At 61.8% G+C, this 26,638-nt stretch carries 26 protein-coding genes, 1 pseudogene and 1 riboswitch; of the genes and pseudogenes, 14 read left to right on the top strand and 13 right to left on the bottom strand.

Going from position 1 to position 26,638, the window contains the following annotated elements:
* The first annotated feature begins 69 nt into the window (after nt 1-69).
* The 4 genes from P2W41_RS20215 to iolG all read left to right on the top strand — a co-directional run bounded on the left by P2W41_RS20215 (nt 70) and on the right by iolG (nt 3,979).
* Nucleotides 70-1,014: a sugar ABC transporter substrate-binding protein gene (locus tag P2W41_RS20215; protein WP_229450823.1), complete on the top strand. Its 945-nt coding sequence runs from the start codon at nt 70-72 to the stop codon at nt 1,012-1,014.
* 122 nt (nt 1,015-1,136) lie between these two features.
* Complete coding sequence (locus P2W41_RS20210; RefSeq protein WP_171900119.1) at nt 1,137-2,123, top strand: ABC transporter permease; 987 nt, start codon at nt 1,137-1,139, stop codon at nt 2,121-2,123.
* A gap of 16 nt (nt 2,124-2,139) precedes the next feature.
* Nucleotides 2,140-2,940 (top strand): ATP-binding cassette domain-containing protein, encoded by an 801-nt coding sequence (locus P2W41_RS20205; protein WP_404935084.1) that lies wholly within the window; start codon nt 2,140-2,142, stop codon nt 2,938-2,940.
* 37 nt (nt 2,941-2,977) lie between these two features.
* Entirely contained in the window at nt 2,978-3,979 is a 1,002-nt protein-coding gene (iolG, locus tag P2W41_RS20200; RefSeq protein ID WP_404935083.1) for an inositol 2-dehydrogenase, read from the top strand.
* Between the two features lie 7 nt (nt 3,980-3,986).
* Here iolG and thiD read toward each other — a convergent pair whose 3' ends face one another.
* From thiD to P2W41_RS20140, 12 genes are all read right to left on the bottom strand, one after another.
* Complete coding sequence (thiD, locus tag P2W41_RS20195) at nt 3,987-4,745, bottom strand: bifunctional hydroxymethylpyrimidine kinase/phosphomethylpyrimidine kinase (protein ID WP_404935082.1); 759 nt, start codon at nt 4,743-4,745, stop codon at nt 3,987-3,989.
* Entirely contained in the window at nt 4,715-5,320 is a 606-nt protein-coding gene (locus tag P2W41_RS20190) for a thiamine phosphate synthase (protein ID WP_404935081.1), read from the bottom strand. Before P2W41_RS20190 ends, thiD begins: the two co-directional genes overlap by 31 nt.
* Nucleotides 5,317-6,090 (bottom strand): thiazole synthase, encoded by a 774-nt coding sequence (locus P2W41_RS20185; RefSeq protein ID WP_404935080.1) that lies wholly within the window; start codon nt 6,088-6,090, stop codon nt 5,317-5,319. Before P2W41_RS20185 ends, P2W41_RS20190 begins: the two co-directional genes overlap by 4 nt.
* A gap of 1 nt (nt 6,091) precedes the next feature.
* Entirely contained in the window at nt 6,092-6,289 is a 198-nt protein-coding gene (thiS, locus tag P2W41_RS20180) for a sulfur carrier protein ThiS (protein WP_404935079.1), read from the bottom strand.
* Nucleotides 6,273-7,241, bottom strand: coding sequence for a glycine oxidase ThiO (gene thiO / locus P2W41_RS20175; protein WP_404935078.1), 969 nt, complete (start codon nt 7,239-7,241; stop codon nt 6,273-6,275). The genes thiS and thiO overlap by 17 nt, the downstream gene beginning before the upstream one ends.
* Nucleotides 7,242-7,244: 3 nt before the next feature.
* Nucleotides 7,245-9,059, bottom strand: coding sequence for a phosphomethylpyrimidine synthase ThiC (gene thiC / locus P2W41_RS20170; protein WP_404935077.1), 1,815 nt, complete (start codon nt 9,057-9,059; stop codon nt 7,245-7,247).
* Nucleotides 9,060-9,170: 111 nt separating this feature from the next.
* A riboswitch (TPP riboswitch) is annotated at nt 9,171-9,296 on the bottom strand.
* 190 nt (nt 9,297-9,486) lie between these two features.
* On the bottom strand, nt 9,487-10,146 hold the full coding sequence (locus P2W41_RS20165) for an RraA family protein (protein ID WP_336071342.1): 660 nt from the start codon (nt 10,144-10,146) through the stop codon (nt 9,487-9,489).
* Between the two features lie 11 nt (nt 10,147-10,157).
* Nucleotides 10,158-10,964: a carbon-nitrogen hydrolase family protein gene (locus P2W41_RS20160; protein WP_404935076.1), complete on the bottom strand. Its 807-nt coding sequence runs from the start codon at nt 10,962-10,964 to the stop codon at nt 10,158-10,160.
* 37 nt (nt 10,965-11,001) lie between these two features.
* Entirely contained in the window at nt 11,002-12,285 is a 1,284-nt protein-coding gene (locus P2W41_RS20155; protein WP_404935075.1) for a TRAP transporter large permease, read from the bottom strand.
* Nucleotides 12,286-12,300: 15 nt separating this feature from the next.
* On the bottom strand, nt 12,301-12,804 hold the full coding sequence (locus P2W41_RS20150; protein WP_404935074.1) for a TRAP transporter small permease: 504 nt from the start codon (nt 12,802-12,804) through the stop codon (nt 12,301-12,303).
* Nucleotides 12,805-12,839: 35 nt separating this feature from the next.
* Entirely contained in the window at nt 12,840-13,844 is a 1,005-nt protein-coding gene (locus tag P2W41_RS20145) for a TRAP transporter substrate-binding protein (protein WP_404935073.1), read from the bottom strand.
* 98 nt (nt 13,845-13,942) lie between these two features.
* Nucleotides 13,943-14,860 (bottom strand): LysR family transcriptional regulator, encoded by a 918-nt coding sequence (locus P2W41_RS20140; protein WP_404935072.1) that lies wholly within the window; start codon nt 14,858-14,860, stop codon nt 13,943-13,945.
* Between the two features lie 195 nt (nt 14,861-15,055).
* On the opposite strand from P2W41_RS20140, the pseudogene P2W41_RS20135 reads away from it, so the two are divergent.
* Nucleotides 15,056-15,720 (top strand): annotated as a pseudogene (locus P2W41_RS20135) (IS30 family transposase); the annotation flags it as partial.
* 162 nt (nt 15,721-15,882) lie between these two features.
* Here P2W41_RS20135 and P2W41_RS20130 read toward each other — a convergent pair.
* Nucleotides 15,883-16,899 (bottom strand): LacI family DNA-binding transcriptional regulator, encoded by a 1,017-nt coding sequence (locus P2W41_RS20130; RefSeq protein ID WP_404935071.1) that lies wholly within the window; start codon nt 16,897-16,899, stop codon nt 15,883-15,885.
* A gap of 256 nt (nt 16,900-17,155) precedes the next feature.
* Here P2W41_RS20130 and P2W41_RS20125 point away from each other — a divergent pair, with 256 nt between their 5' ends.
* From P2W41_RS20125 to P2W41_RS20085, 9 genes are all read left to right on the top strand, one after another.
* Nucleotides 17,156-17,854 carry a 6-phosphogluconolactonase gene (locus P2W41_RS20125; protein WP_404935300.1) on the top strand — a complete coding sequence of 233 codons (699 nt, stop codon included), beginning with the start codon at nt 17,156-17,158 and terminating at the stop codon, nt 17,852-17,854.
* On the top strand, nt 17,847-18,617 hold the full coding sequence (locus P2W41_RS20120; protein WP_404935070.1) for a sugar isomerase domain-containing protein: 771 nt from the start codon (nt 17,847-17,849) through the stop codon (nt 18,615-18,617). Before P2W41_RS20125 ends, P2W41_RS20120 begins: the two co-directional genes overlap by 8 nt.
* The gene (locus P2W41_RS20115; protein ID WP_404935069.1) at nt 18,614-19,765 is read left to right on the top strand and encodes an N-acetylglucosamine-6-phosphate deacetylase; all 1,152 of its coding nucleotides are present in this window, start codon (nt 18,614-18,616) and stop codon (nt 19,763-19,765) included. The genes P2W41_RS20120 and P2W41_RS20115 overlap by 4 nt, the downstream gene beginning before the upstream one ends.
* On the top strand, nt 19,762-21,024 hold the full coding sequence (locus P2W41_RS20110) for a neutral/alkaline non-lysosomal ceramidase N-terminal domain-containing protein (protein ID WP_404935068.1): 1,263 nt from the start codon (nt 19,762-19,764) through the stop codon (nt 21,022-21,024). Before P2W41_RS20115 ends, P2W41_RS20110 begins: the two co-directional genes overlap by 4 nt.
* A gap of 144 nt (nt 21,025-21,168) precedes the next feature.
* Nucleotides 21,169-22,491 carry an ABC transporter substrate-binding protein gene (locus tag P2W41_RS20105; protein ID WP_404935067.1) on the top strand — a complete coding sequence of 441 codons (1,323 nt, stop codon included), beginning with the start codon at nt 21,169-21,171 and terminating at the stop codon, nt 22,489-22,491.
* A gap of 77 nt (nt 22,492-22,568) precedes the next feature.
* Nucleotides 22,569-23,456 (top strand): carbohydrate ABC transporter permease, encoded by an 888-nt coding sequence (locus P2W41_RS20100; protein WP_404935066.1) that lies wholly within the window; start codon nt 22,569-22,571, stop codon nt 23,454-23,456.
* A gap of 47 nt (nt 23,457-23,503) precedes the next feature.
* Nucleotides 23,504-24,334: a carbohydrate ABC transporter permease gene (locus P2W41_RS20095; protein ID WP_404935299.1), complete on the top strand. Its 831-nt coding sequence runs from the start codon at nt 23,504-23,506 to the stop codon at nt 24,332-24,334.
* Nucleotides 24,331-25,572 carry a hypothetical protein gene (locus tag P2W41_RS20090; RefSeq protein ID WP_404935065.1) on the top strand — a complete coding sequence of 414 codons (1,242 nt, stop codon included), beginning with the start codon at nt 24,331-24,333 and terminating at the stop codon, nt 25,570-25,572. The genes P2W41_RS20095 and P2W41_RS20090 overlap by 4 nt, the downstream gene beginning before the upstream one ends.
* A gap of 2 nt (nt 25,573-25,574) precedes the next feature.
* Nucleotides 25,575-26,636: an ABC transporter ATP-binding protein gene (locus tag P2W41_RS20085; protein WP_404935064.1), complete on the top strand. Its 1,062-nt coding sequence runs from the start codon at nt 25,575-25,577 to the stop codon at nt 26,634-26,636.
* Nucleotides 26,637-26,638 lie beyond the last annotated feature (2 nt).

Here is a 26,638-nt window from a genome sequence, read left to right as displayed (position 1 = left end):
ACATTCCCATTGAAGGATTCCGGTCAAAGCGGGTGCTGCCGGACACCCATCGTGTGGAGGAGCATTCAGATGAAAAAGCTTATGATGGGCGTTGCCGTTTCGGCACTGATGTCCACCTCGGCCATGGCAGAAACGGTTGGTGTCTCCATGGCCTTGTTCGACGACAATTTCCTCACGGTCCTGCGCAATGGCATGGTTGACTATGCCGAAACGCTGGACGGCGTGGAACTGCAGGTGGAGGACGCGCAGAACGACGTTGGCAAACAGCTCAACCAGATTCAGAACTTCATCGCTTCGGGCGTCGATGCGGTCATCGTAAACCCCGTCGACACGGATGCCACCGTGGCCATGACCAAGGCGGCGGCCGATGCAGGCGTGCCGCTCGTCTTCGTCAACCGCGAGCCGGTCAACGTTGATGATTTGCCGGACAATCAGGCCTTTGTCGCCTCCGATGAGCGCGAATCCGGCACGCTGGAAGCGCAGGAAATCTGCCGCCTGCTCAAGGAGAAGGGCAAGGGTGAGGGCGCAAAAATCGTTGTTCTGATGGGTGAGCTCTCCAATCAGGCGGCGCGCATGCGCACCCAGGATGTTCATGACGTCATCGCCACGGATGAATGCTCCTTCATGGAAATCGTCGAGGAGCAGACCGCCAACTGGCAGCGCACCGAGGCAACCGATCTGATGACCAACTGGCTTTCCGCCGGGCTGGAGTTCGACGCCGTTGTCTCCAACAATGACGAAATGGCCATTGGCGCCATCCAGGCCATGAAAGCCGCCAACATCTCGATGGAAGACATGCTGGTCGGCGGTGTCGATGCCACGCAGGATGCGCTCGCAGCCATGGCCGCCGGCGATCTCGACGTGACCGTGTTCCAGGACGCGGCAGGGCAGGGCAAGGGCGCGCTCGATGCGGCCCTCAGGCTCGCCAAGGGTGAAGACGTCGATCAGAAGGTGTATATTCCCTTCCAGCTCGTGACGCCGGACAATATGGATCAGTTCACGACCAAGAACTGAATGTCCGGACGTGACGGCGGCGGCCATCGGGTCGCCGCCATCCCGCCGGCCCGTGCCGGCTCCCCTTGGCGGAATTGACAATGGCAAACCAGGCACAAGCAGTTTCCGACAGCGCCGCGGAAATGCCCCAGAAGCGGCCGCGCTCGCACGAATTGAATGCGTTGCTCGGCCTTGTCGGCATCGCACTTATCTTCGAAATACTCGGCTGGATCTTTCAGGGGCAGAGCTTCCTGTTCAACACCCAGCGCCTGTCCATCATGATCCTGCAGGTTTCGGTGGTGGGCATCATCGCCATCGGCGTGACGCAGGTCATCATCACCGGTGGCATCGATCTTTCATCAGGCTCGGTGGTCGGCGCCACGGCGATGATTGCGATGAGCTTCGCTCAGGTGAGCACCTATCCGCGCGCGGTTTATCCGGAACTGACCGATCTTCCTGTCATCATTCCCATACTCATCGGCCTTGCCTGCGGCATCGTGGCCGGCATGATCAACGGTCTGCTGATTGCCTTCACGAAAATCCCCCCCTTCATCGCCACGCTCGGCATGATGGTGACGGCGCGCGGCATCGCCAAATGGTACACGAAGGGCCAGCCGGTTTCCTTCCCGACCGACAGTTTTGCAGCCCTTGGGCAGGGCATGACCCCGGTTTTCATTTTCCTGGCGATCGCGGCGCTGTTCCATGTGGCGCTCAAATACACCGTCTATGGCAAGCACACCTATGCCATCGGCTCCAACGAGCAGGCGGCGCGCATGTCAGGCATCAATGTCGAGCGGCATCTGGTTCTGGTCTATACGATTGCGGGCCTTCTCGCCGGTCTTGCCGGCATGGTGATCGCCGCCCGTGGACTGACCGCGCAGGCCGGCATGGGCGTAATGTACGAACTCGACGCCATCGCCATGGCCGTTATCGGCGGCGTGTCGCTTTCCGGCGGACGCGGCTCTATCGTCGGAACGCTGATCGGTGCCGTCATCTTCGGCGTCATCATCTCCGGTTTCACCTTCCTGCGGCTCGATGCCTACTATCAGGAAATGATCAAGGGCGTGATCATCGTCGCCGCCGTGGTGGCCGATGTGTACCGCCAGCGCATGCGGCCACGGTCGCGCTGAACCCCGGGAGGAACCCATGACAGGCGAAAAACGGGCAGGCGCAGAACGCAAAGTCATCCTCAGAACCGAGGGGCTGACCAAGCATTATGGCGGCGTGCGTGCGCTCGAGGATGCCGATTTCGAGCTTCTCGACGGCGAACACGTGGCCATCGTCGGCGACAATGGCGCCGGCAAGTCGACCTTCGTGCGACAGATCACCGGCGTGGAGCGACCGACGTCTGGCAAGATCCTGTTCGATGGACAGGAAATGGATTTTCAAAGTCCCGTCGATGCCCGCGAAGCAGGCATCGAGGCCGTGTTCCAGAATCTCGCTCTTGCCGACGATCTCGACGTGCCTTCCAACATTTTTCTCGGCCGGGAGGAGACCTATTTCAATCTCGGCCCGTTCAGCTTCCTGAACGAGAAGAAAATGCTACAGCGCAGCCAGGAAGCACTCGAAAAAACGGGCGTGAAAATCCCCAACCTGCACAACGCCATCGCCAACATGTCCGGCGGTCAGCGCCAGTGTGTCGCCATCAGCCGCGCTGCGAGCTTCGCCTCAAAGCTGATCCTTATGGATGAGCCCACGGCAGCCCTGGGCGTGCAGGAAACGACCCAGGTGGAAAACATCATTCGCGGCCTGAAGAAACGCGGCATTCCGCTGATCCTCGTCAGCCACAATCTCAGGCAGGTCTTCAACCTAGTCGACAAGATCTGGGTGTTCCGGCGCGGCCGCATCGCGGGCATGCTGGAGGCTGACAAGACGGACGGAAACGAAGTGGTTTCGCTGATTACGGGTGTGCAGTCCGGTGTCCACGAAAACGCCAGCTACATCTGAGACAAAGACTTCCAAATTCCAGACGGAAAGACCCTACATGACCGTAAACTTCGCGCTTCTTGGTGCCGGGCGCATCGGCAAGGTGCATGCAAAGGCGATTGCCGGTAATGCGGAGGCGCAGCTTGTCGCCGTCGCTGATGCCTTTGCAGAGGCCGCACAGGCTGTTGCCGATGCCTATGGCTGCGCGGTTCGCAGCATTGAAGACATTGAGGCCGACAGGAGCATTGATGCCGTCGTCATCTGCACGCCGACCGATACGCATGCGGATCTGATCGAGCGCTTTGCCCGCGCCGGCAAGGCCGTTTTCTGTGAAAAGCCCGTCGATCTAAGCCTTGCCCGCGTGAAGCAGTGCCTTGGCGTGGTGAAGGAAACGGGTACCGTTCTGATGGTGGGTTTCAACCGCCGCTTCGACCCGCATTTCGCTGCCGTGCGCGCTGCCATCGACGAAGGGCGCATCGGTCCCGTCGAGATGGTGCAGATCACCTCGCGCGATCCCGGCCCGCCGCCTGTGAGCTATATCAAGTCATCGGGTGGCATTCTGCGCGATATGACAATCCACGATTTCGACATGGCGCGTTTCCTGCTGGGCGAGGAACCCGAGACGGTGTTTGCCACCGCCTCCGTGCTGGTCGATCCGGCGATTGGCGAGGCCGGGGATTTCGACAGCGTTTCCGTCATCCTCACCACCGCCTCGGGGCGGCAATGCAGCATCTCCAATTCGCGCCGCGCCACCTATGGCTATGACCAGCGGATCGAGGTGCTAGGTGCCAAGGGCGCAATCGCGGCGGAAAACCAGCGGCCCGTTTCCATCGAGATTGCCAATGCTCAAGGCTTCACCCGCCCGCCGCTGCATGATTTCTTCATGACCCGCTACACGGAAGCCTATGCAGCCGAGATTGCCAGCTTCGTCGCCGCCATTGTCGAGGGCAAGCCGACGTCACCCTCGGGCGAGGACGGTCTGCGCGCACTGGCGCTGGCCGATGCGGCGCTGCTGTCGATCAAGGAAGGTCGTGCGGTCAAGCTGTCAGAAATCCTCTGACAGGGAGTCAGTTGGCAAGCCAGCGTTCGGACAAGTGGGTTTTTGCCGCGCGCACGCTGGCCTGCAACCCGTCGCCCCGGGCAAGGCCGGCGGCGATGGCGCTGGCCAGCATGCAGCCAGTGCCACGCATCGTGCCAGGAAGACGCGGGCCCTCGAACCGCAGCGGCGGTTCTCCCGCCTGATACAGCGTGTCAACCGCACGAGGGCCCTCTGCATGCCCGCCTTTCACGAGCAGCGTCTTCACACCGCCCTCAAGCAGATCGCGCGCCTGCTGATGCTCGTCTGCCTCGCTCCCACCTGAAAGGAGTGCGAGCTCAGGCAGGTTGGGCGTCACGAGGGTGCAAAGCGGCATCAGGCTTTCGCGCATGGTTTCAATGGCATCGTCGGAAAGCAGCGCCCGCCCGGAAGATGATGCGACCACCGGATCGAGCACCACCGGGAGAGGGGCCTGCTCACGCAAGACGGCCGCAACACACTTCACGGTTTCGCAGCTTCCAAGCATACCGATCTTGATGGCCGCAACAGGGTTTGCAGAAAAAGCCGCACGGATTTGTGCTTCCACCAGATCGGCAGCACATAGGTCGACACTCTTTACCGTGTCATGCGTTTGCACCGTTACCGCCGTGAGCGCGAGGCAGGCTTTAATGCCAAAGGCAGCAAGTGTCTCGACATCGCGCGCGATGCCCGCGCCGCCAGACGAGTCCGAACCGGCAATCACAAGCACATGCGCCATGTTCACCGCCATTGCGCGGTGGCCGCCAGCCATTCGCGCGTGCGCGCTTCCGGATCTGGGTTCAGAGTGATGTCGGTCACCACGGCAGCACTATCCGCCCCAGCCGCAAACACGCCGGGAAGCCGTTCGGGGTTCAACCCGCCAATCGCCACCAGCGGCACATCGCTTACACGCTTGCGCCAGTCAGCCAGCCGGTCGAGCCCCTGCGGGTCCCATTTCATCTTCTTGAGGATTGTTGGATAGACCGGCCCGAGCGCCACATAGTCGGGCTTCGCGGCGAGTGCGGTGCGCAGTTCCGCCCCGTCATGGGTGCTGATGCCGAGCTTCAGCCCCGCCGTGCGAATTGCATCGATATCGGCTTCCGCCAGATCTTCCTGGCCCAGATGGATGAAATCGCAGCCCGTTTCGATGGCCAGCCGCCAGTGGTCGTTGATGATGAGCTGGCAATTGTGTTCGGCACAGATGCGCCTTGCCTCGATGATCTCTCCACGAAGCCCCGCTTCATCCATCTCCTTGATGCGCAACTGCACGAGCTTTACGCCGAGGGGGACGAGACGGGCGATCCACGCCGCACTGTCGACGATCAAATAGAAGGGATCGACTTTCATTCAAACACTGCCTTGCCGATCACCGGCGTTGAGGGAACAGCCATATTGCGCGGCTCCAGCGGACCGGCCAGAAAGGCCTTTCGCCCCGCTTCGACAGCACCGGCAAAGGCTGCCGCCATGGCCACTGGCTCACCCGCCTTCGCCACAGCCGTATTGAGCAACACGGCGTCAAAGCCCAGCTCCATCACCATGGCCGCATGGGAGGGGCGCCCGAGCCCCGCATCCACAATGAGCGGGATATCGTGAAAGGCTCCACGCATGGCCCGAAGCCCATCCACATTGACCGGCCCGCGCGCGGAGCCGATGGGCGCACACCAGGGCATCAAAACCCCGCATCCCGCCTCAAGCAGCCGCTCCCCCACCACCAGATCATCGGTGGTGTAGGGAAAGACCCTGAAACCTTCATCGTTCAAAATGCGCGCTGCTTCTACAAGACCGAACACATCCGGCTGCAGCGTGTCGTGATGGCCGATCACCTCGAGCTTGATCCAGTTCGTGCCGAAAAGCTCGCGCGCCATCTGCGCCGTGGTCACCGCCTCCTTCACCGAATGGCAGCCCGCCGTGTTGGGCAGCACCCGCACACCGAGCTCGCGGATAAACTCCCAGAACTGCCCGCCCCTGCGGTTGCCCGCCATCTCGCGGCGCAGCGACACAGTCACGATCTCGCAGCCGCTTGCCCGCACTGCATCCGCCATGATGGCGGGGGAGGGGTATTGCGCGGTTCCCAGAAGCAACCGCGAGGACAGGGTTTCGCCATAGACTTCCAGCATGTCAGCCTCCCTGCATGGGCGAAAGGATCTCGATCCGATCGCCATCTTCCAGCGCGCACCGGCTTCGTTCCGCTGCCGGAACGACCTCGCCATTGCGCGCGGTGGCGAGGAAGTCGGGCGCGTAATCCAGTTCGTCGAGCAGGGCGGCCAGCGTTGCCGCTGACACCTGCCGCGCTTCTCCATTAATCGTGAGCTTCATCGAACACCTCCACGCGTTCGTTCAGGATGACGGCCGCCGCCTCACGCGCCATGGCCGGCGAGAGCAGAAACCCATGGCGGTAAAACCCGTTCACGCGGACGCCCTCCGGCGTGCGCTTCACGCGCGGGAGATTGTCGGGATAAGCGGGTCGCACACCGGCGCCCGTCTCCACGATCTTTGCCTCGGCAAAGGCCGGATGCAGGCTATAGGCCGCGTTGAGCAATTCCATTATCGAGCGGGCGCTGATTGGCCCGTCATCCCCGCTTTCGATCATCGTCGCGCCCACCATGAAATGGTGATCTGCACGCGGCACGATATAGACCGGTATGCGCGGATGAAGCAGCCGCACCGGGCGTGACAGGCTGATCTCTTCGGTTCTGAGGAGAAGCATCTCGCCACGCACTCCGCGCAGCTCCGGATCCGCCGCCGCCATGCCCGTGCAATCGGCAATCCTGTCCGCCTCGACCTCCATTTCGCAGACGAAACGAACACCGGCCTTCCTCAACACCTCGGCAAGCGTCGTCAGCGCCAGCCGTGGATCGAGATGCGCCTCGCCCCGAAAGAAAAGCCCGCGCCGGAACCGGCCTTCAAGATCAGGCTCGAGTGCGGCCACGGCCTCGCCCTCCAGCCATTCATGGCCGGACGTGCGCGCGGCAAAGCGGTCGAGCTCCGCCCGGTCCCGCGCCGGCGCAACCACCAGTGTTCCGTTGCGCAGCACATGGCCGGGAAGGGCGGCCTCCCACCAGTCTGCCGCGCTCTTTCCGAGCGTAAGCACCGGCTCTTCCGCGCTCTCGCGCTCACACCACGGCGCAAGCATGCCGCCCGCCAGCCACGAGGCGCTGCCCGCCGGGCCGGAGCGGGTGTCGTACACCGTCACCCGCACACCCGCCCGCACCAGCTCATGCGCCAGCGTGAGGCCGGCGACGCCGGCCCCACGAACAAGGACATGCATGGATCACTCCCCGGGCTCGACCGCCTTTTCCAGCGGCATGTAGAGTTCGCCGCCCTCGCGGAACTTCTCCGCCATCTTGGCCATGCCCTCCTTCTGCGCCTCGGCGCGGATGTCGTGGGAAATGCGCATGGAGCAGAATTTCGGACCACACATGGAGCAGAAATGGGCCACCTTGTGCGCTTCCTTGGGCAGCGTTTCGTCGTGGAAGTTCCGCGCAGTCTCGGGATCGAGCGAGAGGTTAAACTGGTCCTCCCAGCGGAACTCGAAACGCGCGCGCGACAGCGCATCGTCGCGGATCTTGGCCGCCGGATGCCCCTTGGCAAGGTCGGCCGCATGGGCAGCGATCTTGTAGGTGATGACGCCCGTCTTCACATCGTCGCGGTCGGGCAGGCCCAGATGCTCCTTCGGCGTGACGTAGCAGAGCATGGCCGTGCCGAACCAGCCGATCATCGCCGCGCCAATGCCGCTGGTGATGTGGTCATAGCCCGGCGCAATGTCGGTCGTGAGCGGCCCAAGCGTATAGAAAGGGGCCTCGCCGCAGACATCGAGCTGCTTGTCCATGTTCTCCTTGATCTTGTGCATGGGCACGTGGCCGGGGCCCTCGATCATCACCTGGCAATCCTTCTTCCAGGCGATCTGCGTCAGCTCGCCCAGCGTCTCCAGCTCGGCAAACTGCGCGGCGTCATTGGCATCGGCGATGGAGCCCGGACGCAGGCCATCGCCCAGCGAGAAGGAGACGTCATAGGCGCGGCAAATGTCGCAGATTTCCTCAAAATGCTCGTAGAGGAAACTCTCCCTGTGGTGATGCAGGCACCACTTGGCCATGATCGAGCCGCCGCGCGAAACAATGCCCGTCACGCGGTCGACCGTCAGCGGGATATAGTGGAGCCGCACACCCGCATGGATTGTGAAATAGTCGACGCCCTGTTCTGCCTGCTCGATCAGCGTATCGCGAAAGACCTCCCAGTTCAGATCCTCGGCAATGCCGTTCACCTTCTCCAGCGCCTGATAGATCGGCACGGTGCCGATGGGCACGGGAGAATTTCGAATGATCCATTCACGGATGTTGTGGATGTTGCGGCCGGTGGAAAGGTCCATCACCGTATCGCCGCCCCAGCGCGTCGCCCACACCATCTTGTCCACCTCCTCGGCCATGGAAGAGGTGACGGCGGAGTTGCCGATATTGGCGTTGATCTTCACGAGGAAATTGCGGCCGATGATCATCGGCTCGGCTTCCGGGTGGTTGATGTTGGCGGGGATGATCGCCCGGCCCTTCGCCACCTCGTCGCGCACGAATTCCGGCGTCACGAAATCGGGAATGGCCGCGCCAAAGCTCTCGCCATCACGCGCCTGTGCGGCTCTTGCCTGCTCGCGGCCAAGGTTCTCGCGGATGGCGATATATTCCATTTCCGGCGTGATGATGCCGGCCCGCGCATAGGCAATCTGCGTGACGGCCTTGCCGTCCTTTGCCCGCAGCGGCTGGTGGCGCGTTGGAAACTCCGGCGTCAGCCGGTCGCCGGAAACGAAGCCATTGTCCTCCGGTTTCACATGGCGGCCCTCATAGGCCTCCACATCGCCGCGGGCCTTCACCCAGGCCTCGCGGATGCGCGGCAGGCCCTTTTCGATCTCGATCAGCGCATCCGGATCGGAATAGGGGCCGGAGGAATCATAAACGGTCACTGGCGGCTCGCCGGCGCTCGGGTGCACGGCGATCTCGCGCATGGGCACGCGAATGTCGGGGTGAAGCTTGCCGGGTTTGTAGATCTTGCGCGACGCCGGCAATGGGCCGGTGGTCACTTTCGGAGCGATAGCATCCATGGGTCAGAGCCTCCTCTGCTCAGTCAGCAATGGAGACCCAGTTCGTGCCGAGAGGAGGAAAAGCGCTGACGTTCCGCTATGGAAATGGTTTCGGCTCAAAAAAGCCAGCGACCCGCCAGGCATGCACCATCCCTACGCCAGTATGAACTGGATCAGGTTCATCGGGTCACTGCGCTGCATGGAAAACCATGCCCAGCAGAATCTCAGCCCCTTGGCGGGACCCCCCAGGTGAGGCCGTAACGTGTGTGAAGAGGGGCGCTCTTGTCAAGCACCCATGTCAGATGCCGGGCAACAAGTTTGGGAAGGGGGCTTCGAGCCATGTCTCGAAGCCCTCTTCCTCTATCGAGAGGCCATACCCGTCATCCCGGCCGACCGCTGGGCTATCCGGGATGACGGGAATGATTTGTGGATGAGCCGCTGCCAGATCCTAGGCGCTTGCCTCAACGCGCTCCTTCGCGCCGGAGATGGTCGGCAGGCTCTCGCCGGCGTCGATGCGCTTCAGGAGTTCGACTTCCCGCGCCTGCATCTGGATGGCGCGGTCGGCCACCATGTCCACCTCGTCGGGAGACAGGATCAGCACGCCATTCTCATCGGCCAGCACCGCGTCGCCCGGATTGACCACCACACCGCCAACGCTGACGGGGATATTCATCTCGCCCGAAACGCCCAGCAGCTTGGTGGTGATGGGCGAGGGGCCGCGGCACCACATCGGGAAGCCATGACGCTCGAAATCGGCGACATCCGTCGCCGGCCCGTCCACCACCGCACCGGCGGCCTTCTTGCGGGCCGCCGTGTGGGTGATGACGCCGCCCCAACAGGCGTGGCGTGTATCGCCGGCACGGTCAATGATCACGAAATCGCCGGGCCGGATATGGTCCATCGCGTAATGCAGGAGCGTGCTGTCGGCATGGGGCAGGCGCAGGGTCACCGCTGTGCCGGCAGCCCGCACCTTCGGCAACATCGAGCGGATGCCCGTGTCGAGGAAATTTGCGTGCAGAAAGTGGCCCACTGTGGCGGTCTCCACCTGCATCAGCTTGTCGATCTTGGCCTGTGCCAGCTGCTCCGGCATCGAGTTGACCTGGTACATATGCGTATTCCTTATGCGACGACGTGATGGTCTGCGACCGGCATGGACCGGCGGATCTGCTCGGCATAGCCGGTGTCGATGGTCGCGCTTGCATGGCCGACGCGATCCGAGCAGTTGGCGATGGTCACGCCCCACGGGTCGATGATCAGCGAGTGGCCGAAGCACAGCTTCCTGCCCTCGTCATGCCCGAAGATCTGGGCCGATGCGGCCACATAGGACTGCGTCTCGATGGCGCGGGCGCACAGAAGCTGTTCCCAGTGGTCCTTGCCGGTCTGAAGCGTGAAGGCGGCGGGCAGCACGATCACCTCGGCGCCCTTGTCACGCAGCTTGCGGAACAGCTCCGGGAAGCGCAGATCGTAGCAGATGGCGCAGCCGATCCTGACGCCTTCCAGCTCGTAGACAACCACGTCCTCGCCGCGCTTCATCGTGTCGGATTCCAGATAGCTCTGGCCGCCGGGAACCTTCACATCGAAAAGGTGGATCTTGCGGTAGCGGGCAATCTCCTTGCCCTGCCGGTCGAACACGATGGTCGTGTTGTAGCATTTTTCGCCCGCCGCCTCGGCCATGGAGCCGGCGTGAATGTTCACCTTCAATTCGGCGGCCAGCGCCGACATGGCGCGGTAGGCTTCGCCATCGGGAAAGGTCTCCGCATTGGCGCGGCGGCTTTCCACGGTCCCACCCATATATGTGAAGGTTTCGGGCAGGACGACGAGATCGGACTTGTCCTCGGCAACGGCCTTGCGGATCAAGGCTTCCGCATCGGCAATGTTCTTTGCCTTGTCGTCCTGCGAGTTCATCTGAATGACGGAGATTTTCATGAATTTCCCTTGCTTTGGAGTTTGATTGAGGCGGCCGTCAGGCCGGCCCCAGAACGAGATTGGGGAGGAAGAGCACCAGCTCGGGCACGAAGGTAATCATGAGCAGGGCAATGATGAGCGGGACGAGAAACGGGAGGATCGCCACCGCCACTTTCTCAAACGGCACCTTGCCCACCTCCGCGACGATGTAGAGCGCAATGCCCATTGGCGGTGTGGCAATGCCGATCAAAAGCGCCAGGGTGATGATGAGGCCGAAGTGAATCCGGTCGATGCCGAACTGGTCGATGATCGGCAGAAGCATCGGCACGAGGATCAGCTTGGCCGGCACACCTTCCACGAAACAGCCAACCAGAAGCAGAAAGCCGAGCAGGAGGAACAGGAAGACCGTGCGCGATTCGGTGAACAAAAGAATCTGATCAGCCAGTTGCTGCGGGATCTGCTCGATAGCCAGAAGCCAGCCCATCACATGCGAGAAACCGATGATGATCATGATCACGCTGGTGATGGTCATCGTTTCCGTCAGCGCCTGCCAGAGCATGCGAAAGGAGAAGGTGCGGTAAACGAAGCCCAGCGCGATGGTGTAGACGCAGGCCAGAACACCCGCTTCCGTGGCCGTGGTGAAACCGGTGAGGATGGCAACGAGGATGATGCCCGGCGCAATCAGCGCGGCAATGCCGTCGATGGCGGCCCGTCCGATCTGCGGCAGGCTCTTGCGTTCCTCGCGCGGAAAATCTCGTTTGAGCGCAACGAGATAGTTGAACGCCATCAGCGACAGGCCGACGATAATGCCGGGAATGATGCCCGCCAGAAAGAGCCGCGCCACCGAGGTGTTGGACAAAAACGCATAGACCACCAGGCTGATGGATGGCGGGATGATCGGCCCCACCACCGCGCTTGCAGCCGTGAGAGCCGCCGCGAAGGGAGCGGGATAGCCGCGCTCGCGCATGGCCTTGATCTCGATCGTGCCGAGGCCGGCACAATCGGCCACCGCCGCGCCGGAGACACCGGCAAAGAGCAGCGACGAGACAACGTTCACCTGCGCAAGGCCGGCCCGCATATGACCAACAAGCGCGGAGGCGAAGTTGAAGATGCGGTCGGTCATGCCGACGCCGTTCATCAGATTGCCGGCCATGATGAAGAAGGGGATGGCAAGCAGGGACGGGTTGTCGACGCCGTCGAGAACCTGAAGCGGGATGATATAAAGCGTGTCGGAAAAGCCCGCATAGATGAGGGCAGAGAGCACCGCCAGGCCGATGGCCATGGTGATCGGCACACGCAGAAGGATGAGGGCGACGAAGCCCGCGAAAAGTAGCAAGGTCATGGTTCTACCCGGATCCTAGATGTCGCCGACATGGTGATGCTCAGGCTCCGGATGCCCTTTGATGGCATGGACGAAGTCGCTGAAGAAATGCAGGGCAATGAGCCCGCAGGAAACGAAGAAGGGGACACTCAGCCAATAGCGCTGAATACCAACCATCTCGATATTGCCCACCTGACGCTGGATCAGCTCCGGCGCTTCGCGCAGGATGATGAGCAGAAGCGCGATAACGGCAATGTCCACCAGCATCCGCCCGGCGCGGCGCACCGGGGGCGGAGTGGCGTTCAGCAGAAAATCGACGGTGATATCCTTGTTTTGCCTGTAGACGACGAAAAAGCCCAGAAAACTCATCCACACGAAGCAGACGATGCTGATGGGGAAGGCCCAGACCACCCCCTGACCGAGAAATGCGCGTGACGCGACATTGAGTGCGGTCACGAGGAGCATGGCGAACAATGCCGCATTCGCTCCCACAAGAAACAGCCGATCGATAACGGCCAGGATTCGATCCAGGACGGGCATAAAACCTCCCCCATCAATGTGAATTCAAAGGATGCCTATTCGGCGCGCGACGAACGAACCGCGTCAAGGAACCCTTCGGGGAGTTCACCCTTTTCCTCCATCTCCTGATAGAAGCTCTGCATGCGCTCAACGAAATCAGACGTGTCCGGCTCCGTATAGGCAACGTCCTTCGCCTTCATGGCTTCAAGATCGCTGTTCGCCGCAGCAGTCATGCGCTTTTCCGACTCTTCGGCCATTTCGGCAAACGCGTCGAGAACCTGCGCTCGCAGTTCATCGGAAAGGGCGTTCCAGCGCTTCGCGTTCGTCATGAAGGCCATGCCCTGCGGGTATTCGTCATGACGGATCACGTGTGGCGCAACCTCGTAGAACTTCATCGGCTGGACCAGCGCGATCGGGCTGTTCACCGCATCGACGATGCCGCGGCTGATGGATTCATAGACTTCCGTCCATGCAAGCGTGCGAACCTCTGCACCCAGATGGCGCCAGGCGGCGGCGGCCAGCTCGTCGGGATGCATGCGCAGCCGCGTGCCCTGCATTTCTTCCAGGTTCGTCCACGGCTTGTCGGTCACCATCACGCGGTAAGGGCCACGCAGGAAGGCGGTCGGAGAGCCGATCAGCGCAATGCCGGCTTCGTCTTCGATCTGCTTGAACCAGCCCTTGACCAGATCGGTCTCCATGAAGCGGACCCAATGCTCGCGGTCGTCAAAGAGGAAGGGGGCCGAGGTGAACTTGATATCCGGAACCCATTTCTGGAGATAGCTGGTGCCTTCCGGATAGACATTCACTGTGCCGATCTGGAGCTGCTCGAGAACAGTGTCATCGGAACCAAGCTGCTCGTTCGGAAACACCTTGATCTCGACCTCACCGCCAGTCTTCTCGACCACTTTGTCGGCAAAAAACTGGAACAGTTCGCCTTCGATGCTGTCCGGCGGCATCTTGTGCGCCATGCGCCAGGTCTCAGCCTGCGCGGAGACCGTTGCGGCAGCGCCGATCGCTGTCATCACGCCTGCGGCCAGAACATTGCGTAGAATACGGTTCATTATCCTTCCCCATCTTTTTTGTCTGGTTATGGGAACAGGATCGGAGAGCCTTCTTAAAAAGTCCAAATGAAAAATATGGCTTCCTGTGATAAATTTTTTCAATCAGTGTTGATCAGGTAGTCGTCCGGGAAGCGGCTCGAATAGGCAATCGCCTGCTGGCGGGCCATTTCCACAAACTCGTCCCTGAGTGTCTTGCGGGGCGAGGCCTCCGTGATTGCAAAGAACTCCAGCGGTGGAAATTCCACATCCACGCTGATTTCGTGCAGCGTTCCGCTTGCCAGTTCCTTCATCACCACCGCGCGCGGCATGGGCGCGATGCCCAGCCCTTCCTCGGCCATCTGCACAATGGTTGCAATGGAGTTGGACGAGTGCACGTTGACCCGCACCTTGGAGTGCATTTTCAGGTAGCGCTCCAGTGTCTTGTAGGGGATCGAGTTTTTGGGAAAGCTGAGGATCGGCATGTCGAGCAGCGTGCCCACCGTGGCCCTTCGAATGGGGAAGGCGCTGGGGCTCGCCACCCAGGCGACCGGGAAAGAGCCGAGCGGCACGAAATCGAGCTTGGGGTCGTTTCCATCCCGCATCGCCAGTCCCACATCAACCGCATGATCCCGCAGCGACTGGATGACATCGGCTGAGGTGGACGACAGCATCTCGATGTTCACGCCGGGATATTTTTCCCGAAAGCATTCCATGAGCTGAACGAACCAGGAGCGCAGGATGGTGTCCGTGACGCCGACGCGCAGCGAGCCGGTCATCTTTCTGTTCTTGTTGACCAGCCACTTCATTTCATTGGTGAGTTCCACCACCATCTCCGCATGCGGAAGAAGGACCCGGCCTTCGCTCGTCAATTGCACCCCGCGTTTCGACCGCTCGAAAAGCCTGGTGCCCAGCTCATTTTCGAGTGCGTTGATACGTGAGGAAATGACTGGCTGGGTGGTGTGCAGAAGATCGGCAACCTTGCGAAAATTCCGCACTTTCGCAAGGTGAATGAAGGTTTCCAGAAATCGCAACTGCACGGTGGCTCCCCCCGCAACATCAACCGGTGGCTTCCCAAAGGATTGCGATGAATCCTATTGCATTTTGTAATCAGACGAAATCGCCCAACGCGAGCCAACAAAGGCCGTTTATGTTCCATAATGTATATTATCTGACTCAACTGTTTAGGGTGGTGGGTTCAAGTTTGAAGGGCGGCTTGCGAGAGGTAACAACGCATGAAACGCACCTACTCCCAAATTGCCGTGGATAAAAGCCGCAAGAACGCCCGCTGGCGGATGGCCGGCATTAGCGTTGACCACATTGCCGCGAAACTCGGCCAGCTTCGTTCAACGATTTTCCGCGAGGTCCGGCGGAACATCTTCGTCGATCCGCAGATTCCTGATCTCAACCGCTATTATTGCGTCGCGGCCCATGACACGGCGCGCGAACGTCGCGCCAAGCTGCGCAAGCTCGTGCGCTTCGCCCATTTGAGGCAGTCCGTGATCGAGCGGATCATCGCCGGTTGGTCGCCGCAACAGATCGCCGGCAGGATGCGGCTGGAACGTCAACCGCTCTCGGTCAGCCACGAGACGATCTACAAGTTCGCCTACTCGGCCGACGGTCAAGCGATCAAACTGTGGCGGCATCTGCCGGAGCGTCGCGCCCGGAGTTGAACATTCTGCAGCGCCCTGATCTGGTGGCGGCACGCAGGCAATTCGGCCATTGGGAATGCGATCTGACCCAGTTCCGCAAGAACCTCGGCAAGGCCAATGTCACGTCACCGGTCGAGCGGGTCAGCCGCTTTGCCGTCCTCCTGCACAACAACGACCGGCAATCGCAGCCGACCATGGACGGGCTGATCGGGGTGCTGCAGCCCCTGCCCCATCGCGCCCGCCGCTCCTCATAGCGTACACCACTGCAGCAAACGCTGGAGCAGTATTCACAGCCCAAGTGGCGAGAAGGCTCAATGGGAGATGCCATCTCCAGAGAAGAACACGGGAACGTTCCCGGGCCTGCGCCACAGGTTTTTCCTGCTGGACACCAGCCCATGTACCATCATACGTCAGCCTTGCCCTCGTCCACGCTCGGGAGCGGGACCGGTGGTAGAACGAACGATCAGATGCGTCTCCAGAACATAGGAAGCATCTCGCACCGCCTGTGACCCAAGCACCTCCATCAGCAGAGACACAGCCAGTTTCCCGGCTTCTACGGACCGGCTCGAGACGGTCGTCAGGCTTGGCACCGTCAACGGCCCCAGCGCATCGTCGCAGCCGACCACCGAGAACTCGTCAGGCACACTGACGCCTCTCTCCCCGAGGCCGGCCAGAATGCCCTGCGCCGTAACATCGTCGAACGCAATGGCCGCCGTCGCGCCCTTTGCGAGGATGGCATCGACCGCCTGCAAACCGGCCTCGAAACTCGGCACACTGGCCGAGACGAAGCTCAGATCGAGACCAAGGTTTTTGGACGCCTGTCGAACGGCAGCGCGGCGCTGCTTGTTTGACCAGGATGTGGATGGGCCGCTGACATAGACGATGTTGCGGTGCCCGAAATCCGCCAGATGCTGCGTCGCCTCGGCAATGCCGGTGCCACTGTCGATCAGCACTTTCGGGATGCCCTTCACATCGCGGTTGATCAGAACCAGAGGGCGCAGAAGCGCATGAGCTGCAATGCGCTCATCCGATAACCGGGGCGAGGCCAGGATTATTCCCTCCACCTGCCCTGAGAATCGGCCAAGAAGCTGATCCTCTTTTTCCGGGTCTTCGTCGGAGTTGCCGAGAAACACGCAGAAATCGGAGCGATCCGCCTCAACCTGTGCAGCGCGGATCATGGGCGGAAAAAACGGGTTTGCGACATCCGGCACGATCAGCGCCACATTGCCATAGCGCCCGGTGCTGAGCGCCCGCGCCGTGTGATTGGGTACATAACCCAGTTTGCCGGCGGCGGCCTTGATCCGTTCAACGGTCTCCGGGCTCAGCATATCGGGTCGTGTGTAGGCGCGGGACACGCTCGAACGCGCCACCCCGGCCTCCTTCGCCACCTGACTGATCGTGACGCCGCCCTTGCGTTCCGCTGCCACTGCCTGCCCTCGAACCCTGTGCTTGCTTGCCACAAGATGCACCGCCGCGAGGCGTCAGGCAACCGGTTGACATGCAACCGGTTGCACAGCATAGTGCGCGCATTCTTGTTCTACTCTGCCGCAAGGCCCTGCCATTCGCGGGCGCACTCTTGGGAGACATGATTTGCAGCACAGCCAAGCCGCGCTCCAGCCCACCCCGCTTGTTGACCGCAAGATCGACAGGCTCACCGTAAAAACCTTTGCAGACCGCGATGCGATGGGTGCAGCCGCTGCTGCCGATATTGCAGAAGCGCTACGCGACCGGCTGGCCAGCCAGGAGAATGTGCGCGTCATTTTCGCGTCCGCGCCCAGCCAGGCTTCGATGATCGAGCAACTTCGGGCCATACCCGACATCGACTGGTCGCGCGTGACCGCCTTTCACATGGATGAGTTCATCGGCCTTGCGCCGGATGCGCCCCAGCGCTTCGCGCACTGGCTGAACCGGCATATTTTCGATGCGCTTCCGCTGGCTGCCGCACACCGGATCGATCCCGGCGCAGCCCCGGAGAGAGAAGCGCAACGCTACGCGGCGCTGCTTAGCGAAGCGCCCATCGACTTTGTGTGCCTCGGCATCGGCGTCAACGGCCATATTGCGTTCAACGATCCGCCCATCGCCGATTTTGAGGATCCGCTGGACGTCAAACTTGTCGAACTCGACGCCGTGTGCCGCCAGCAGCAATATGACGATGGCGGCTTCGAGAGCCTTGAGGCAGTGCCGCGCACCGCACTGACGCTCACCATACCAAGGCTGTTGCGCGCGGACCGCCTGTTCTGCATCGTGCCGGGTGCTCACAAGCGGGACGCTGTGCGCGGAACGCTGCACGGGGAGCGGACAACCGCTTGCCCGGCAAGCATTCTGCGCGAGCACAAGAACTGCACGCTTTATCTGGACAAAGAGGCCGACCCCGATGCCTGAGATCAACGCCGACGCGATCTGCGCAGACTATCTGGTCACGAGCCATGCGCTCATGCAGCGCATTCTCGATGAAGAGCGTAACACGCTGGACAAGGCCGCCGAATGCCTCGCCTCCCAGATCGAGGCGGACCGGCTTGTGCACATTTTCGGCCCCGGCGGGCACTCAAATCTCGCCAGCCAGGAAGTGTTTTTCCGGGCCGGCGGCCTGATGCATATGAGCGCCATTCTCGATGAAGGCACGCTGCTTTCCAACGGTGCTTTGCGTTCCATGGCAATCGAACGCACGCCGGGTTATGGCCGCGTTGTCATTGCCGATGCCCGCCTTGGCGAAGGCGACGTTCTGATCCTCGCAAACGCCTATGGCATCAATGCAGCTCTGATAGACGCTGCGCTGGAGGCGAAGTCTCGTGGGGCATTTCTCATCGGCGTCAGCTCGCGCGAACATGCCGAAAGCACGAGCCCGGACCACCCGGCACGTCACCCGGAAAAGAAGAACCTGCATGACGTGGTCGACATCGCCATCGACACCAAAGTCCCGATCGGCGATGCAGTGGTCAGCCTGCCGGGCATGACGGAAAACATCTCCGCCATCTCCACTTTTGCCAATGCGTTCGCGCTCAACTGCCTGGTGATCCGCACCGTTGCGAAACTGCTCGACCGCGGTGTCGAGCCGCCCGTCTGGCGCAGCGGAAATGCACCGGGTGGCGATGAGGCAAACGCCCGTTTTCTGGCCCGTTTCCGCGACCGGGTTCGCGCGCTGTGAGCACGGAGAAAACCATAGCCGGGCGCGATCCCGTCACCGGAGGCGGCATCGCCATCACGATCCGTGACGGGCGGATCGCGGCCATTACCGAGACGGATTCGCACGACGGCGCCTTTCTCACACCCGGTCTGGTCGACCTTCAGGTCAACGGCTATGCAGGCCTCGACCTGAATGACGGCGCACTGACGCCGAAGCGCGTTTGCGAACTCACCCGCATCATGACCGGGCTCGGCGTGACCACGTATCTTCCAACGCTCGTGACAGGCTCGCGCGAGCGGCTGCTCGATGGGCTTGACGCCATCGCTACGGCGCGGCGCGAAGATCCTCTCTGCGCACGCATGATCCCCGGCGTCCACATGGAAGGGCCGAGCATCGCGCCCGAGGACGGGCCTCGCGGCGCGCATCCGGCGGAGCATGTGAGGCCGCCTTCCCTCGAAGAATTCGAGGCGTGGCAAAAGACAAGCGGCAATCTTGTGCGCCTCGTGACCCTTGCGCCTGAATATGAGGAAGCGCCCGCCTTCATCCGTGCGGTGACGGCGCAAGGCGTTCATGTCGCCATTGGGCATTCCTCTGCCACGCCCGAGCAGGTGCATGCCGCTACCGAGGCCGGCGCACGGCTCTCGACACATCTGGGCAATGGCGCTGCCGCACTGCTGCCGCGCCACCCGAACCTGATCTGGGCGCAGCTCGCCGATGACCGGCTGACGGCCACGCTCATCGCCGACGGCCATCACCTGCCGGACGACACGTTCAAGACCATGCTGCGCGCCAAGGGGCTGGAACGCGCCCTTTTGGTTTCCGATAGCGTGGCGCTGGCCGGCATGGAGCCCGGCATCTACCGGCAGCCGATTGGCGGCGATGTCGAAGTGTGCGCCGACGGGCGCGTGGGCATTGCCGGGACACCTTATCTGGCCGGAGCCGGCCTGCCCCTGATTGAGAACGTTGCGATTGCCATGCGCATGGCCGGGCTTTCGCTGGCGCAGGCGCTAAGGCTCGCCACGGCCAATCCCGGCGCGTTTGTCGATGGGCGGGGCGTGATGAAGCTGGATGCGCCGGCCGATCTCATCCGGTTTTCAATTGACGGGAAAACCGGCTCCTTTGAGCTGAAGACCACGCTTGTTCACGGCGAAGAGGTGTTTTCCGCATGATCCGCGCAGGCGTCGCCACGGTAGACATCACCCCGCCCGCGGGCTTGCCGCTTTCCGGCTTTGCCGCCCGCACCCTGCCGGCCACTGGCGCACATGACCCGCTGACGGTGCGTGCGCTGGCTGTCAACGATACGGCGATGGTGGTTGCCGATGTGATCGGCCTGCACGGAGACATGAGCGCACGCATCCGCCGCCGCTGCGCCCTCCCCGAGACCAATGTCATCATCAGCGCCCTGCACAATCATGGCGGCCCCGTTTCCATGGCCGGACGCCTGACGATTGAGACCGACGAGGCCTATCTGCAAAGACTGGAAGATGCCTGTGTCGAAGCCATCGATCAGGCGGTCGCCGCGCAAAGGCCTGCAACGCTCTCGGTCGGGCTCGGATCCGACCCGGACATTGCGCGCAATCGCCGCCACCCGGACGGTCCGGTGGACCGCACCCTGCCGCTCTTGCGTGTGCGCGACGAGAATGGCGGCATGATCGCCTTGATGACGGGCTATGCCTGCCACCCCGTGGTGCTCGGTGCAGACAACAGGCTGTGGACCGCCGACTACCCGCATTATGTGCGCCGGGCGCTTGAGACCGCGCATCTTGGCGCCACCGCCCTGTTTGTTACCGGATGCGTGGGCGACGTGAACACGGGTCACAGCGCCCATGCGTCGGTCAGTCTTGCCGCAAACCCGGACCGCAGCTTTGCCGCCGCCAAGCGGATTGGCGAGAAAATCGCAAAAGCGGCAATGGATGCACCGGAGCTGCCACTTGGCGGGGATGTGACGGCGCTGGAAGCTGAGGTTGCCCTACCATTCAAGCGCCGTGAGACGGAGACGCCGGCGGAACTGGCAGCGCGGTGGCGCGCTGAGCGCGCAGGGGCTGAACCCGCGCAGGCAGCGCTGCTCGAGGCCTGGATTCACTGGGCCGAGACCATTGCGCTTGAGCCAGCCAACGCTCTGTCGGGCCGTGTCTCCCTGCTCGACTGGGGCGGATTGCCAATCTTTGGCCTGCCCGGAGAGATCTTTGCGGCGACCGCGCTCAGCCTGCGGGCTGCATGCGGCGAGCGCCCGGCCTTCATCGCCGGGTTTGCGGAGGACAATCCCGGCTATATTCCGCCGTCAGAGGAATTTGCTTTCGGCGGATATGAGGTGGATGAAGCGCACCGCTATTACGGCCAGCCGGCGAGTTTCGCACCCGGTTGCGCAGAGGCACTCACTGCGGCTGGTGTTGCGCTTCTCAAAAAAACGAAGCCCGGCAGGGAATAGAGGGAGACCAGGCGACGCCTTCGCGAAATGCGGGGCGGCCATACCAGTGCAGAAGGATGCCGGCTTGACGCGCAACCGGTTGCATGGCAGTTTTTCATTGGGAACGAAATTGCAGTCTGCTCACGTCGAAAGGGAGAACGAAAGATGAGAGCGTACAGGTCCAGCAACACAAAATCCGGCAGCTCGAGCTTCACGGCTCGGGTGGCGGCGCTGTCACTGGGGGCCGCGATCACCGCGATCTCCGGCTCCGCATTCGCCCAGACCATCAATGTCTGGAGCGGCTACCCCGAAATGGCGCCATTCTATGAACATGTGGCGGAAGGGCTGAAGGAAAAATATCCCGACCTCAAGGTCAATGTTGAAGCGATTGCCCTGCGCGAACATGAGAAGCGCATTGCGCTCGGCCTCACCTCCGGCTCCGCCGGCGTGACTGTGATCGAGCTCGCGGGCTCCACAGCCAGCCGCTACATTGAAAACGACCTGCTCCCGGCAGCGCCGGAAGCCGTAGCGAATTTCGTCACCAACAGCGATAATTTCGGCGAATTCTTCGTCGATGCTGCTTCCAAGAACGGCACCGTTTATGGCGTTCCGCTTTTCCGTGGTCAGGGCGCGCTTTTCTACAATGTCGACATGTTCGAGGCCGCGGGGCTCAAAGAACCGCCCCAGACCATGGAAGCCTATACGGATTATGCCGAGAAGCTGACCCAGCGCGACGCTGACGGCAAGGCGACTGTCTCGGGCTGGAGCCTGCGCCTTTCGGGCGGTGGTCAGGGTATTGCAGAAAAGTTCTGGATCAACCTGTTCCAGTATGGCGGCTCGGTCATCGAAGAGGTGAGTGAGGGCAAATGGAAGGCAAACTACGCCAATGAGGCCGGTCGCAAGGCCCTCAAGCAGTATCTGGAGAACGTGCATGTCCTGAAGACCGTAACGCCTGAAATGCCGGCAGACGCCGAGGCTTTCGAGCGCGGCCAGACGGCCATGTTCATTCGCGAATCCTGGGTTATCGCCGACATCGCTGCCAAGGCGCCCGACCTGAACTATGCAACCGCACCGCTGCCGGTCGGCTCCATCGCCCTGCCGGCCAACCTCTATGTGAACTCCGTCGAGGGTGAAGATGCAGAGGCCGCATGGGCCTATGTGCAGGCCGCCAACGAACCGGAGAACCTGGTCTGGCTTCTGGACAATGTCGGCTGGCTGCCCAACCGTTCTGGCGTCGACTACAGCGTCGTCACGGAAAAGGTTCCCGCCTATGGCGCATTCGTCGACTATCCGGACGGCTACAAGTTCTTCACCCTGCCGGCCATCGGGCCGATCGAAGAGGTGCTGACGCGGCTCGCCGCCCAGCTCACCAACGCCTATGGTGACGCCGCGCTGGCCGAAGACGACGCCGCGATCGATGCGATGCTCGCAAAGGCTGCCGAAGAGACCAACAACATCCTGAAACGCGAAGGCCTCCTCGCCGAGTAGGCGTTTCATCGATACCCTCATCCGGAAACGGCGCCCGCGCCGTTTCCGGCCAGTGACTTCAGGCGGACGGGAACAAAATGCTGCAACAAAAGCGATGGCGCTTTGCCATTCTGGCGATCCTACCGACGCTGGCGATCTTTGCCTGGGTGCGCATGTACCCGATCGTCGAGACACTGCGGCTGAGCCTGCATCAGTGGAACATCCTGTCGAAGAACAAACCGTTCATCGGCCTGGCGAATTTCCGCGAGCTGTTTCAGGACCAGCTCTTCCTGAACGCCCTGACAAACACGTCGATCATTGCTTTCGGCGTGGTCATTCTCACGGTGCCCACCGCCATGGTGATCGCCGGGCTCATCCACCACCGCACGCATTCGCGTTTTTCCGGGTTCTACGAAACTTCGGTCTTCATCCCGCATGTCGTCTCACTGGTGCCGGCGGCGATGGCCTGGAAATGGATTTTCGACGCCAAGCTCGGCCCACTCAACGCCCTGCTGGAATTCTTCGGCATCCCGGCGCAGGCATGGCTTTTCGATCCCGTTCTTTCGGTGATCTGCATTATCGTTCTGTGTTCCTGGCAGGCGCTCGGTTATGCCGTTCTGATCTATCTTGTCGGCTTCAAGAACCTTCCGGTCTCTCTCTTCGAGGCTGCCAAGCTTGATGGCGCGTCCGGCGTGCAGCGTTTCTGGCATGTCTCGGTGCCGATGCTGAAGCCGATTACGCTCTATGTTTCAGTTGTCACGCTGATCTCGGGCTTCAATGTCTATGCGCAGGCCTTCGTGCTTGCATCGGATTCGCAGGGCGCACCCGGCAGACAGGTTCGGGTTCTGGTGCTCGACATGCTCGAAAACAGCTTCCGCAACTACCGTGTCGGCTATGCGGCCTCCGAAGCCGTGGTGCTTCTGGCCATTGTTCTCGTGCTGACTCTCATCCAGTTCGGTATTCTTCGGGAAAAGGGGCGGAAATGACACAGACGATAGCCGCTTCCACACCACGCCCGAAAGCCGGCGGGCGCATGAAAACGCGGGGCAAACTCATCGATTTCGCCATCGATGTGTTCCTTTTCTGCTTCTCGATCCTGATGATCCTACCGCTGGTGTTTCTCGTCTCGAACGCCTTCAAGACGCCTGAGGAGATCGTCGCCTGGCCGCCACGCATCATCCCCACCGATCCGACGCTCGAAAATTTCCGCTCGGTGCTGGCAGACACGCCTCTGCCGCTGTGGATTTTCAACAGCGTCGCGTTCTCCACCCTTTCCATGGTGGCGATTGTCATGACCTCGGCAATCGCCGGTTATGTGCTGGCCAAGTTTCCGTTTCGCTCGCTCAACATCATCTTCATCCTGATCCTCGCCACGGCCATCGTGCCGTTCGAGGTCTATATGATCCCGCTCTATTTCCAGGCCCAGGCGCTGGGTGTGCTCAATTCCCTCTGGGGCCTGCTGCTTGGCTATCTGGTCATGAGTTTCGGCATCTTCCTGATCCGTCAGAACGTGATGCATTCCATTCCAGACGAACTGCTCGAGGCCGCGCGCATCGACGGGGCGGGAGAGTTCTGGATCTTCTGGAAGATCGTCCTGCCGCTCTTGCGCGGCGCGCTCGGCGCGCTCGCCGTTCTCGCCTTCTTCCAGGCGTGGACGTCGTTTGCCTGGCCGATGATCGTGATGACCACACGCGACAGCTACACGATCGAGGTTGGTCTAGCCCTCTTCCAGACCGGATTCACGGTCGATCTTGGCCGGTTGAGCGCAGCGTCTGCGGCCGTGCTCGTGCCGTCCATCACGCTGTTCGTGATCCTGCGCCGCAATTTTGTGCAGGGCGTCGCCAGCACGGGGATGAAGGAATGACCGCTGATAACGCCTTCTTTCCAGAGGCCGCCGACCGCTATGCATCGACAAATGCCGGCACGCTCCGGTGGATGCTGGATCGTCCCCTGCTTGGGGCGGGCTTCCTGAACACCAAGGTCAACAGCCTGACGCTTGCCGATTATGGCGAGGCCGACGGTCTGCGCGGGCCCGACTACACCTATGGCTGGATTCAGGGGCGTGGACTCGAAGCGCTGGTCAGCCATGCGGCTTTCTTCGAGACGCGCGATGCGGCGCTGTCTCGGCGGCTCGATGAGGCCGGGCGCTCGCTCTTCGCGCGCATCAAGGAACTACAGGCGCGCGATGGCCATGTCTATTTCCGCTATGATGCCGGGCTTTGCCCTGTTCGCGCGGACCGCGATGGCGCGGTGACTGCTCAGGAGCCGGCAGGAGACGTGTTCACCTATTCCGATGCTTTCGCCGCCAAGGGGCTGGTGGCGGCAGCCGCACGCTATGCGCCTGAAGAACTGCCCGGGTATCTGCGCTATCTCGCCGATGTGATTGCCGCAATCGAGGATGGCCGCTTCCAGATGAGCGAGGAGAAGCCTCTGGGGGGCGAAGCGCTCGCCAGCGAACCGGACGATTTTGGCCCGCGCATGATCCTGCTCGGCGCTGCCGGCATGGTGGAACGCTGTGGCCTTTCAGATCACACCGCCTATGCGCAGCGTTTCATCGATTATGTCATCGAGAACCATCTGGACGAGAAAACCGGATTGCTGCGCAATGTGCCAGGGGGCGATGAGTGCAATGTCGGGCACGGCATCGAGTTTGCAGGCTTTGCGCTAGACCACGCGCCGGTTCGCAGGAACCCGCCGCTGGTGGCCACGCTGGAGCGCATTCTGATCTCTTCCTTCCGGGCGAGCTTTGCCGAATGCGGTCTGCATCTCACCGTCTCGGTTTCGTCCGGCGAAAAGCTCAGCCCCTACCGGCCCTGGTGGTCATTGCCGGAAACGATCCGCACCGCCGCGCTCTGCCACCAGCTGACCGGCAGCGCCGACAGCCTGGCGGTCTGGCAAGAGGCGGACAGCGCATTCTTTGACCATTACTGGCGCGGTGCGCCGGCCATCGCCTACCAGACCCGCACGGCGGATGGCCCAACGGACTATGTGCCCGCCACGCCCGATCTCGACCCCGGATATCACACCGGTCTGAGCCTCCTTGCTGCGGTCCGCGTTGCGGAGGCTCTTTCAACGTCTCACCCCGCTTACGCCTCGAGGTAACCATGGCTTCAGTCGATATCCAGGATGTCCGCAAATTCTACGGACAGCTCGAAACCATCAAGGGCGTAACCGTCGACGTGCCGGATGGCGCGTTCGTGGTTCTGGTCGGCCCTTCCGGCTGCGGCAAGTCCACCCTGTTGCGCATGATCGCCGGGCTTGAGGATATTTCCGACGGCACAATCAGCATTGGCGGGCGCGTCATCAACGATGTGGAGCCCAAGCACCGCGACATCGCCATGGTGTTCCAGAACTACGCGCTCTATCCGCACATGACGATTGCCGAGAACATGGGCTTCTCGCTCAGGCTCGCCAAGCGGCCGAAAGACGAGATCGACCAGCGGGTGCGCGAGGCCGCCGGCATTCTCGGCCTGTCAGACTATCTCGACCGCTACCCGCGCCAGCTCTCCGGCGGTCAACGCCAGCGCGTCGCCATGGGGCGCGCCATCGTGCGCAATCCGCAGGTCTTTCTCTTCGACGAGCCGCTTTCCAACCTCGACGCGAAGCTGCGTGTGCAGATGCGTGCCGAACTGAAGGACATTCACGCGCGGCTGAAGACCACCACGGTCTATGTCACGCATGACCAGATCGAGGCCATGACCATGGCCGACCGCATCGTTGTCATGCGCGACGGTATCGTGGAGCAGGTTGGCGCGCCACTTGACCTTTACGACCGACCGAACAACACCTTTGTAGCAAGCTTCATCGGCTCTCCCTCAATGAACCTTCTGCCGGGCCTCCTTACCAATGGTGGCAAGAGCGTCCGTGTTGAAAGTGGCGCGGAACTGCCGCTTGAAGGCACATCACCTGCCGCCGGCAAGGTGATCTACGGCATCCGTCCAGAGCATCTGCACCTGGCAGCTGATGGCGAAGGGTTCGAGGCCGTTGCGACCAATGTCGAGCCGACAGGGTCTGAAACCCTCGTTCAGGTTCGAGTCGGAGAACAGATCGTCTCGGCGCAGCTTCGTGATCGCGTCCACATTCGCGCGGGCGACACGGTGCGCCTTGGCGTTCAGGCGGCCAAGGCCCATCTCTTCGACGCGGAGACCAGCCAGAGGCTTGGCTGATC

Source organism: Nitratireductor sp. L15S-10 (assembly GCF_045011005.1).
Lineage (GTDB): Bacteria > Pseudomonadota > Alphaproteobacteria > Rhizobiales > Rhizobiaceae > Nitratireductor.
This window is presented reverse-complemented; position numbering and strand designations above follow the sequence as displayed.